This window comes from Clostridium nigeriense (assembly GCF_900086595.1).
Taxonomy (GTDB): Bacteria; Bacillota; Clostridia; order Clostridiales; family Clostridiaceae; genus Clostridium; species Clostridium nigeriense.
Genome location: NZ_LT575472.1, coordinates 20,420 through 32,093 on the forward strand (window position 1 = coordinate 20,420; position 11,674 = coordinate 32,093).

Genomic DNA, 11,674 nt, shown 5'->3' on the forward strand with positions numbered 1-11,674 from the left:
CGAGATTTATATTATCATTAATATTAATTCATTACTTTTATTTAGATCATAATTATTGATAAAATAAATAATTATTTCTAATTAATTCTTTCTTTTTCTACATTTTTCTATTATTGATACACCCGGTACATTTGTTATTAATATTTGTATATTTTAAGTGAAATATCCTTTTGTTTTATATAATAAAAGGAGGCAGAAAATATTTATGCTAAATTTCATATAATTTCTGCCTCTTCTAAAATAATAAACTTATAATGATCTTCTTATTTGAATTGTTACTGGATAATTATTAGTTCCTTTTATTATTTCTTTTTCCAATACTATTGTTCCTTTATCAGCTATTACATTATCCATTACTACATTTTCACCTATAATACAATTTTGCATTATAACACAATTCTTAATTTTAGCGCCTCTTCCTATTATTGCCCTTCTACCTATTATACAATTTTCAACTTCCCCCTCTATATAAGCTCCATTAGCCACTATTGAATTCGTTACTAAACTTTTTTCTGTGTACTGAGTTGGAGGTTCATCTTGAGATTTAGTATATATAGGTTTATGGTTATAAAATAACTCCATATTTATATTTTGATTTATCATATCTAAATTAGTATCAAAATAAGACTTTATTGAATTTATACAAGATAAATATCCATCAAATTTAAAAGCTCCAACTTTAATACTTTTTAAATTATTTGCTACATAATCCTTAATTTTTTTATGAATTCCATTAAATATACATTCATTAATAATATTAATAAAGAAATCCTTTTTCATAATATACATTTCCATATTTATCATTGAATATTTTTCACTACCTATATTTTTTCCTATACTAATTACCCTATTATAATCGTTAATATTTAATATTTCACATTCTAAAAAAGTTTTATTAGCGTTATTTACATTCTTGTATATCATTGTTATATCATTCATAGATTTTATATGATATCTTAATACTTCGCTATAATCTATATTACAAATCATGTAAGAAGGGCTAATAAGTATATATTCCTTCTTACTCTGTTCAATAAACTCAATATTTTCATAGAAGTTATGAATATCATCAACATTAGGATTATAGTCACTAAAATTAAATACTCTAAGTCCATCTTTTTTCCTATGCAAATCCCATGGTCGTCCATTAGTTAAATGATTTATTAACGACCTTGATTTATTTTGAGTAAAAATACCTATCCCCTCTATTCCAGAGTTCGCCATATTAGATAAAACAAAGTCTATAACTCTATATCTTCCAGAAAGTGGAACAGAAGCAAGAGTCCTATATCTCACTAATTCACCCATTTTACTTTCATTTTCATCTAAATTTATGATTCCTAAACAGTTTTTCACCCTCTTTAGCCCCCTAAATTTTAACTTTTCTATTTTTTTCAGTTATTTCTTTATATTTAATATCTGTATTATTAATTACATATTCATAGGCACCTACTACCTCTATTTTTTCCCTATCTCCAATTTTACACCCATGATTTATTATTGCATCATTACCTACAATAGCCTTTTCTATTCTAACATTATCTCCAATTTGTACATTGGGCATTATTACAGAATCCCTTATTAATGTATTTTTACCAACATAAACGCCTTGAGATAACACAGAATTTTGAACATCACCATTTATTATACAGCCTTCTACAATTAAAGAATTATTTATTCTGGCCTCTTTACCTATATAATGAGCAGGCCTTACTTGATTTTGTGAATAAATCTTCCATTCGCTATCATATAAATTTAATTCATTATCAATTTTTAATAAATCCATATTAGCTTCCCATAAACTTTCTATGGTACCTACATCTTTCCAATATCCATTAAAAGGATATGCCATTAACCTTTTTCCTCTATTTAGCATGTTAGGTATTATATTTTTACCAAAATCATTGCTTGAATTACTATCCTTTTCATCTTCTATTAAATATTTTTTTAATACCGACCAATTAAATATATATGTTCCCATTGATGCATTTGTGCTCTTAGGATATTTAGGTTTCTCTTCAAATTCATATATAGAGTTATCCTCCCTAGTATTCATAATTCCAAATCTACTTGCCTCTTCTATTGGTACATTTATAACTGCTATAGTTGCATCTGCTTTATTATTCTTATGGAATTCAAGCATCTTATAATAATCCATCTTATAAATATGATCCCCTGATAATATAAGTACATACTCTGGATTATATCTATCTATAAATTCGATATTCTGATATATAGCATTAGCTGTTCCCTTATACCAATCCCCTCCCTTTTCTTCTTGATAAGGTGGCAAAATAGATACTCCTCCATCACGCCTATCTAAATCCCACGGATCTCCTATACCTATATGGGAGTTTAAATCTAATGGCTTATATTGTGTTAAGACTCCTACAGTATAAATTCCTGAATTAGAGCAATTACTCAATGGAAAATCTATTATTCTATATTTCCCTCCAAATGGCACGGCTGGTTTTGCTATATTCTTAGTCAAGACACCTAATCTCGATCCTTGTCCACCAGCTAATATCATTGCTACAATTTCTTTTTTCCCCATCTACAATCCCCTTTTCTTTTCCTATAAAATAATAATATTTATATTTCATTATATACTCGCATATATTCCTTAGCTGATTTTTCCCAGCTATTATCTGAACTCATAGCACTTTTAATTATTTTATTCCATCTATTCTTATCTTTAAAAATATTTATTGCATATCTACTTATCATTAAAAGCTCCTCAGAAGAATAATTTCTAAAACTAAATCCATTTCCACTTTCATCATACTCATTATATGGTGTTATAGTATCCTTTAATCCACCAGTTTCTCTAACTATAGGAATACTTCCATATCTAAGAGCTATAAGTTGTCCTAACCCACAGGGTTCAAATAAAGATGGCATTAGGAACATGTCTGATGCAGCATAAATTTTATGAGCTAAATCGTTACTAAATTGTATATTTACACTAATTTTATCTTTAAATTTATTCTTAAAACTTTTAAAACTCTCTTCATATATATAATCTCCTGTACCAAGTATAACCACTTGTACTTCTTCTTTTAATAATTCATCAAGTACTTTAATAATCAAATCGCATCCTTTTTGGTGAGTTAATCTAGAGACTAACCCTATCATAGGAATATCTTTATTTACAGTTAAATTTAATTCTTTTTGCAAAAGTTCCTTATTAAGTTCTTTATTAACTATAGTTTCAAATGAATAATTAAAATTTATATATTTATCAGTTTCAGGATCATATTCTTTATAGTCTATTCCATTCACTATTCCTTCTAATAAATATTCTCTATGTTTTAATAATCCATCAAGTCCTTCTCCATATTCGGGAGTCTTAATTTCTTCAGCATAAGTTTTACTAACAGTAAGTACTTTATCACAATAATTTATACCCCCTTTTAAAAAACTAATTGCCCCATTATGTTCTAGGCTTCTATTATAAAAGGGTTCATAATCATATCCAAAAAGTTCTGGAAGAACCTGTGGTGAAAACATTCCTTTAAAAAATAAATTATGAATTGATAATACAGTTTTTATATTTCTAAATTTCTCCTCCTTAATGTATTCTAACTTATGAAGCACAGGTACCATAGCAGTCTGCCAATCATTACAATGGAGTATATCAGGCGTCCATTGTATATGTTTTAAAAATTCTAATACTGCTCTACTAAAAAATGCAAACTTTTCTCCATCGTCATAATATCCATATAGTCCACCTCTTTTAAAATAGTATTCATTATCTATCAAGTAAAATTTAACTCCCTCATAATCATACTCAAATATTCCACAATACTGATTTCTCCATCCAACATTCACCCTAAAATTATCTATATATTTAAGATTTGATTTTATTTCCTCTTTAATATCTTTATAATTAGGAATTATAACTCTTACATCATTACTTAAATTTTTAAGCGATAGTGGTAATGCTCCAATAACATCTCCTAATCCTCCAGTTTTTATAAAAGGATGTGCCTCTGATGCTACAAATAAAATTTTCAAATTTACGCCTCCTCAAACTTTATTTATTTATAAATTTTGAAATTTTAAATATTGATGTGGCCATCGGTGGTACCTTTATCAAAATAGAATATTGTTTACTATGATATTCAACTTCCTCTGATTTTATTATTTTAAAATTCAATTGATTAGAACCTCCAAATATATTACAATCTGAATTAAAAACCTCTAAATACTCACCATAATATGGAACTCCAATTCTAAAATCATGATAGACTACAGGAGTAAAGTTACATATAAATATCAATGTATCCTCTACATTCTCGCTTCTTCTTATAAAGATAAACATACTTTGATTTGAGTTGTTAGCATCAATCCATTGAAATCCATTTTTATCATAATCCAACTCCCAGAGAGCTTTATTTTCTTTATAGAATTTATTAATTTCCCTAAAAAAAACATGGGTTTTTCTATGCATTTCAAAATTATTTATAAGTCCCCACTCTAACTCCTCATATTCTCTCCACTCTATAAATTGGCCAAATTCGCATCCCATAAAGGTTAATTTCTTACCTGGATGACCCATCATATATGATAAATATAATCTTAATCCTGCAAATTTATTCCAATAATCTCCCCACATTTTATCTAACAATGATTTTTTCCCATGGACTACTTCATCATGAGATACTGGTAGTATAAAATTTTCTGAGTAATTATACATCATAGAGAATGTGATTTTATTGTGTTCATACTTTCTATATATAGGATCTTGTTGAATATACTTTAAAGTATCATTCATCCACCCCATATTCCATTTAAAATTAAATCCCAAGCCACCTTCTTCAACTCTTTTTGAAACATTAGGCCATGAAGTTGATTCTTCAGCAATCATCATTACATTATTAAATTTATTAAAAATAAATTTATTCAATTCCTTTAAAAAATCAATTCCTTCTAAGCAACCATCTCCACCAAAAATATTAGGCTTCCATTCTCCATCCTTTCTACCATAATTTAAATAAATCATATTAGATACAGCATCAACTCTTAATCCATCTATATGGAATTCATTAAACCAAAAAAATGCATTGGAAATTAAAAAACTTCTTACTTCAGGTTTTCCTAAGTCAAAATTACAAGTTCCCCATCCTTTATTTTCTGCTTTCCAGGACTCTTCATACTCATATGTTGGAGAACCATCAAACATATATAAACCATGTTCATCCTTACAAAAATGTCCTGGTACCCAATCAAAAATAACACCTATATTATTATTATGGAGATTGTTTATAAGCTCCTTTAACTCTTCAGCAGTACCATATCTACTTGTTACTGAATAATATCCAGTGCTTTGATATCCCCAAGAAGCATCTAATGGATGTTCAGTAAGAGGCATAAACTCTACATGTGTATAATTCATTTCTAATAAATACTTAGTTAAATCATCAATTAATTCTTTATATGTAGTAAATTTTCCATTATTTCTTTTCCATGATCCTAAATGGATTTCATAAATATTAATAGGTTCCTTTAATATTTGTTTTTTTTCTCTACTCTCTAGCCATATATTATCTGACCAATTAAAGTTATACTCTTTACATATTATTGAAGCTGTACTAGGTCTTAACTCTGAACTTATAGCATATGGATCTGACTTATATACTCCACTTTTAGATTCACTACTTAAAATATAAAATTTATATTTTGTTCCTTCCTTTATTCCAGGTATAAATAGACTCCATAATCCCTCAGTATTAAGTCTCTTCATTTTATATCTCTCTAATGGTTTAAACTCACAAAAGTCCCCCACAACATATACATAGAGAGCCTTTGGAGCCCAAGTTGTAAATCTTACTCCCTCTATTGCATCTTCTTTTGAGAAATGAGCCCCCATAAAACTATAGCTTTTATAGTTTTTTCCCTTATGAAATGAATCTATATTTTCATTATTTATTTTCATAAATTCCTCTTTTTTTTCTACTAAATACATCTCATATCTCCTCACTCTACTGTAATCTAATGAAAATATTATATCATCAGCTCATATTTTTTACTATTTTTTCCATAATACTATAATATGTACTATCTTTTATTTTTCATCACCTATTTACAAAGATATAAAATATATATTGTCATAAAATATTATTTTTTATTTTTTTAATATAGAAACTATTACTTTTTATCTAATATTTATTAAAAATCCTAATTAAGAATTTATTAAGCTTATATTAAGGTTTATCTGAACTTTAAATTAAGATTTAAATTTTAAAATAATTAAGAAATACATTTTTGGAGGGGTAAATTTGAAAGTTTTAGAAGTAAATAATCTAAAAAAGTCTATTGGTAAAAGAGAAATAATAAAAAATATTTCTTTCTCAGTAGAAGAAGGTGAAATATTTGGTTTCTTAGGACCAAATGGAGCAGGAAAAACTACAACCATAAGAATGTTAGTTGGATTAATTCATCCTAATGGAGGAAGTATTAAAATATGTGGATATGATTTAAATACTGATACGGAAAAAGCATTAAACGAAGTAGGAGCTGTTGTTGAAAATCCTGAACTTTATAAATATTTATCTGGTAGAGAAAATTTAATGCAAATTGCTAGAATAAGAAATATCTCTAAAAAAGAGGTTGATGAAACTATATCTCTAGTTGGACTTGAAAATAGAATAGATGATAAAGTAAGAAAATATTCTTTAGGAATGAAACAACGTCTAGGTCTTGCAGCATCATTACTTTCTAAACCTAAATTATTAATATTAGATGAACCAACAAACGGATTAGATCCATCAGGAATATTAGACTTTAGGGAAGTTGTAAAAAAAGCTGCTAAAGAAAAAGGAATGGCAGTATTTATATCTTCACATATCCTATCAGAGGTTCAACATTTATGTGATAGAGTAGCTTTTATAAATCATGGAACTATTAAATCTGTAGAAAATGTAATAAGTGAATCTATGGAAACTGATACAGATATAATTTGCCTAAACATTAAAGAAAATATAAGTTTAGATGAGTTAAAAAATATTAATTATATTAATTCAGTAAGACAAACTGAAGATGGAATTGAAATTATTTTGTTATCTAATACAACTTCAAAATTAATTAAATATCTTGTAAATAAAAATGTACAAATAGAAGAAGTGTATAAGCTTAGAAAAGGACTAGAACAAAGATATATGGAATTAGTTGAAGGAGGTATAAGATAATAATGCTAAATCTTATAAAAAATGAATTTATAAAAATATTTAAAAGATCTAAAACATGGATAGTCTTTGTATTATTTATTGCCTTTATCGGAATAACAATTTTTGGTACATGGATGAATGACAAACATATGAGAGAATGGATGTCTCCTGAGTATCAAATTAAACAGGCTGAAGATCAGTTAGTCTATATTAGAAATGATATAAAAAAGGCAGAAAATGATGGAGATGCTAATTGGCTAAATAGCTCCAAAGAAATAGAACAAAGTTTACTTAAACAAATTGAAGATAATAAAGAAATAATTAAAAATGGAATTTCAGAAGATGCTTGGAAGAAGGAACTAGATGAAAGAATTGAAAATCTAGAAACTACTATTAAAGATTATGAAGAGACGGGAATTAATGAGTGGAATAAAAGGTGGTATTCTCAATCAAAACAAGACTTAGAAGATTATAAGTATCTTAAAGCTAATAATATAAAGCCTCTAGATGGATGGGAATATAATTCACTTACTTTTTTCAAAAATTTAAATGCTTTCTTAGGATTAGGATTATTAATAGCTGGAATAGCTGTATTTATGAGTGATATTGTTTCTGGAGAGTGTACTCCTGCAACTTTAAAATTCTTACTTGTTCAGCCAATGAAAAGATGGAAAATACTTTTCTCAAAATATATTGTTTCTGTAGTTACAGTTTTATTGATGATTATAATTCCTCAACTTGTTGGAATGGCAATTGTAAATACTACTAGTAATACAAAAGTTTCTGATTACCCAATTAGAATTGAACAAAAATATGAAAAATCTTTTGATCAAAATTCTCAACAAGTAGTATTAGAACAAATTCCTAACACATCAAAAATGGTAAGTAATACTGAATTCACTATAAAAAGCATTGCCTATCAAGCAATATTTATTATAACTGCTTGCTCTGTAATCTTTATGTTTTCTACAATATTTAAAAGTAGTATGATATCTATGGCAATTTCAGTAATATTAACGATATTCTTAACTATTGGAACTCAAGCCATTGGAACTATTAGAGAGTATAGTCATCTTTTATTCACAACATATGCAGATGCATCTAGTGTAATAAATTCTAATTTACCATTAATGTATGGCAATCCAAGTCTAACAGCAATGAATGGATTAATTTGTATGGCTATAACTTCAATTTTAGCTTATATAATAGCACACATTAATTTTACTAAAAAAGATATTTTAATTTAATATTTATCCACATAAAAATAAAGTTATCAACATTTTTGTTAATTAAATAATATTAATTGTTGATAACTTTTATTTTAAAATAATTTTTATTATCTCCTTAATGTTGATAATTGTTATTAATTAATATATAATATCTGTATATTAATTATTAAAAGGAGTGTCGAAATGAATTCACAAGAAAAGAATAATTCAAAGCCACAAGAAATAATGGCTCCTAAAAAAGTAAAATATCAATGTTTACACACTAGTGAACCTAGAGAATGTACTTGCATTAGAAGTAAAGGCTTAGTTTTAAATAAATAGTAACAATATTATTTAGGTATTACTTTTGTTACTCAATTAAAGAGATACTATATTTTTTCTATTAAGAGATTGTTTATTTAACAATCTCTTATTTTTTGATACTAAATGCGCTAGTAAGATTATTAATTCAATAACTTATTATAAAGCTTAATTAAAAAAATAAAAAAGACTTAAGATAAATCTTAAGTCTTTTTACTAACCTGGCAACGTCCTACTCTCCCACACAGTCTCCCATGCAGTACCATCGGCGCTGTAGAGCTTAACTTTCCTGTTCGGAATGGAAAGGAGTGTTTCCTCTACGCCATCATCACCAGATGCTATGATTCTCCAAATCTTCGATTTGGTTAAGAATCTTGTACTCCTAAGCTTTGCTTAGTGAGTTTCCTTTTTCAGAGTGTTCTCTGAAAATTGCACATGAATTTATAACTTATTTTGGTCAAGCCCTCGACCTATTAGTATCAGTCAGCTAAATATGTTACCACACTTACACCTCTGACCTATCAACCTTGTGTTCTTCAAGGGGTCTTACTAGCTTATGCTATGGGAAATCTCATCTTGAGGGGGGCTTCACGCTTAGATGCTTTCAGCGTTTATCCCTTCCCGACTTAGCTACCCAGCTATGCTCCTGGCGGAACAACTGGTGCACCAGAGGTCAGTCCATCCCGGTCCTCTCGTACTAAGGACAGCTCCTCTCAAATTTCCTACGCCCGCGACGGATAGGGACCGAACTGTCTCACGACGTTCTGAACCCAGCTCGCGTGCCGCTTTAATGGGCGAACAGCCCAACCCTTGGGACCTACTACAGCCCCAGGATGCGACGAGCCGACATCGAGGTGCCAAACCTCCCCGTCGATGTGGACTCTTGGGGGAGATCAGCCTGTTATCCCCGAGGTAGCTTTTATCCGTTGAGCGATGGCCCTCCCACGAGGTACCACCGGATCACTAAGCCCGACTTTCGTCCCTGCTCCACTTGTGGGTGTCGCAGTCAGGCTCCCTTCTGCCTTTGCACTCTACGAACGATTTCCGACCGTTCTGAGGGAACCTTTGGGCGCCTCCGTTACATTTTAGGAGGCGACCGCCCCAGTCAAACTGCCCACCTAACAATGTCCCGTCACCAGTTTCATGGCGTCCGGTTAGAATCCCAATACTGTCAGGGTGGTATCCCAAGGATGACTCCACTAAGGCTGACGCCCTAGCTTCTCAGTCTCCCACCTATCCTGTACAGACAATATCGAAACTCAATGCTAAGCTACAGTAAAGCTCTACGGGGTCTTTCCGTCCAATCGCGGGTAGCGAGCATCTTCACTCGCACTACAACTTCGCCGGATTTGCAGTTGAGACAGTGCCCAAGTCATTACGCCATTCGTGCGGGTCAGAACTTACCTGACAAGGAATTTCGCTACCTTAGGACCGTTATAGTTACGGCCGCCGTTTACTGGGGCTTAAGTTCACACCTTCGCTTGCGCTAAGTGTTCCCCTTAACCTTCCAGCACCGGGCAGGCGTCAGCCCCTATACATCAGCTTGCGCTTTAGCAGAGACCTGTGTTTTTGCTAAACAGTTGCTTGGGCCTATTCTCTGCGGCCTGCTCTCACAGGCACCCCTTCTCGCTAACTTACGGGGTCAATTTGCCTAGTTCCTTAACTGCAATTCTTCCGATGGCCTTAGGATTCTCTCCTCATCTACCTGTGTCGGTTTGCGGTACGGGCACTATTTCTCTCTCTAGATGCTTTTCTTGGAAGCAGGGAATCAGATACTTCAGTCTAAAAGACCTTCCCCATCACACCTCAGGATTGTTAAGACGGATTTGCCTATCTTAACTCCCTAAATGCTTAGACTAGCATTTCCAATCGCTAGCACATCCTATCCTTCTCCGTCACACCATCGATAATAACGATAATAGTGGTATTGGAATATCAACCAATTGTCCATCACCTACGCCTTTCGGCCTCGGCTTAGGTCCCGACTAACCCTGGGCGGACGAGCCTTCCCCAGGAAACCTTAGATTTTCGGCCTGTAAGATTCTCACTTACATCTCGCTACTAATGCCAACATTCTCACTCGTAATCAGTCCACCGCTCCTTACGGTACGACTTCAGCCCGATTACGACGCTCCTCTACCGCTCAAGTAATCTTGAGCCCGTAGCTTCGGTGGTAAGTTTGAGCCCCGGACATTTTCGGCGCAGGATCTCTCGACTAGTGAGCTATTACGCACTCTTTAAATGAGTGGCTGCTTCTAAGCCAACATCCTAGTTGTCTTAGAAATCCCACATCCTTTACCACTTAACTTACACTTTGGGACCTTAGCTGACGATCTGGGCTTTTTCCCTTTTGACCACGGATCTTATCATTCGTAGTCTGACTGCCGGACTAATAGTATATGGCATTCGGAGTTTGATAAGGTTCGGTAAGCGATATGCCCCCTAGCCCATTCAGTGCTCTACCTCCATTACTCATATCCGACGCTAGCCCTAAAGCTATTTCGAGGAGAACCAGCTATCTCCGAGTTCGATTGGAATTTCTCCGCTATCCACAGCTCATCCCATGCTTTTTCAACAGCAACGTGGTTCGGTCCTCCACGGGGTTTTACCCCCGCTTCAACCTGGCCATGGATAGGTCACCCGGTTTCGGGTCTACGGCATGCAACTAGTCGCCCTATTAAGACTCGGTTTCCCTTCGGCTCCGTACCTTAAGTACTTAACCTTGCTACATACCGTAACTCGTTGGCTCGTTCTACAAAAAGCACGTCATCACCCTCATAAGGGGCTTTGACCGGTTGTAGGCACACGGTTTCAGGTTCTATTTCACTCCCCTCCCGGGGTTCTTTTCACCTTTCCCTCACGGTACTTCTTCACTATCGGTCATCAGGTAGTATTTAGCCTTGGGAGGTGGTCCTCCCTGCTTCCCACAAGGTTTCACGTGTCTCGTGGTACTCTGGATCAGAACTTAGTAGTTAT

The 11,674-nt window shown here is 32.2% G+C and carries 7 protein-coding genes, 1 rRNA gene and 1 other annotated feature; of the genes, 3 read left to right on the forward strand and 5 right to left on the reverse strand.

Translation table 11 applies throughout. The features are described 5' to 3' along the window. Nucleotides 1–249 precede the first annotated feature (249 nt). Genes glgD through glgB form a run of 4 tightly spaced genes read right to left on the reverse strand, consistent with a single transcriptional unit; the run spans nucleotide 250 to nucleotide 5,968 of the window. A complete protein-coding gene (gene glgD, locus BN6774_RS00100) occupies nucleotides 250–1,356 on the reverse strand; it encodes a glucose-1-phosphate adenylyltransferase subunit GlgD (RefSeq protein WP_066889018.1) in 1,107 nt (368 codons plus the stop codon). Nucleotides 1,357–1,369: 13 nt separating this feature from the next. Continuing rightward, nucleotides 1,370–2,554 (reverse strand): glucose-1-phosphate adenylyltransferase, encoded by a 1,185-nt coding sequence (locus BN6774_RS00105; protein ID WP_066889020.1) that lies wholly within the window; start codon nucleotides 2,552–2,554, stop codon nucleotides 1,370–1,372. A 38-nt stretch (nucleotides 2,555–2,592) separates the two neighbouring features. Beyond that, nucleotides 2,593–4,017, reverse strand: a complete 1,425-nt coding sequence (gene glgA / locus BN6774_RS00110; RefSeq protein WP_066889022.1) for a glycogen synthase GlgA — start codon at nucleotides 4,015–4,017, stop codon at nucleotides 2,593–2,595. A gap of 19 nt (nucleotides 4,018–4,036) precedes the next feature. Further along, nucleotides 4,037–5,968, reverse strand: a complete 1,932-nt coding sequence (glgB, locus tag BN6774_RS00115; protein WP_066889024.1) for a 1,4-alpha-glucan branching protein GlgB — start codon at nucleotides 5,966–5,968, stop codon at nucleotides 4,037–4,039. 313 nt (nucleotides 5,969–6,281) lie between these two features. Between glgB and BN6774_RS00120 the strand changes: the two genes are divergently transcribed. The 3 genes from BN6774_RS00120 (at nucleotide 6,282) to BN6774_RS18590 (ending at nucleotide 8,719) form a co-directional block, all read left to right on the forward strand. Beyond that, nucleotides 6,282–7,190: an ABC transporter ATP-binding protein gene (locus tag BN6774_RS00120; RefSeq protein WP_066889026.1), complete on the forward strand. Its 909-nt coding sequence runs from the start codon at nucleotides 6,282–6,284 to the stop codon at nucleotides 7,188–7,190. Between the two features lie 2 nt (nucleotides 7,191–7,192). Then, nucleotides 7,193–8,416 carry an ABC transporter permease gene (locus BN6774_RS00125; protein WP_235829571.1) on the forward strand — a complete coding sequence of 408 codons (1,224 nt, stop codon included), beginning with the start codon at nucleotides 7,193–7,195 and terminating at the stop codon, nucleotides 8,414–8,416. 165 nt (nucleotides 8,417–8,581) lie between these two features. Beyond that, on the forward strand, nucleotides 8,582–8,719 hold the full coding sequence (locus BN6774_RS18590) for a hypothetical protein (RefSeq protein ID WP_167349592.1): 138 nt from the start codon (nucleotides 8,582–8,584) through the stop codon (nucleotides 8,717–8,719). Between the two features lie 198 nt (nucleotides 8,720–8,917). On the opposite strand, the gene rrf is transcribed toward BN6774_RS18590, so the two are convergent. After that, nucleotides 8,918–9,034: ribosomal RNA gene (gene rrf / locus BN6774_RS00130) — 5S ribosomal RNA — on the reverse strand. A 129-nt stretch (nucleotides 9,035–9,163) separates the two neighbouring features. Further along, nucleotides 9,164–11,497 (reverse strand) — a sequence feature (most likely nonfunctional fraction of RNA operon). Between the last annotated feature and the right edge of the window lie 177 nt (nucleotides 11,498–11,674).

Coding starts and splice junctions, on each gene's coding strand:
- BN6774_RS00105 (WP_066889020.1), bottom strand. CDS start 2,554: ATGGGGAAAAAAGAAATTGTAGCAATGATATTAGCTGGTGGACAAGGA.
- glgB (WP_066889024.1), bottom strand. CDS start 5,968: ATGTATTTAGTAGAAAAAAAAGAGGAATTTATGAAAATAAATAATGAA.
- BN6774_RS00125 (WP_235829571.1), top strand. CDS start 7,193: ATGCTAAATCTTATAAAAAATGAATTTATAAAAATATTTAAAAGATCT.
- BN6774_RS18590 (WP_167349592.1), top strand. CDS start 8,582: ATGAATTCACAAGAAAAGAATAATTCAAAGCCACAAGAAATAATGGCT.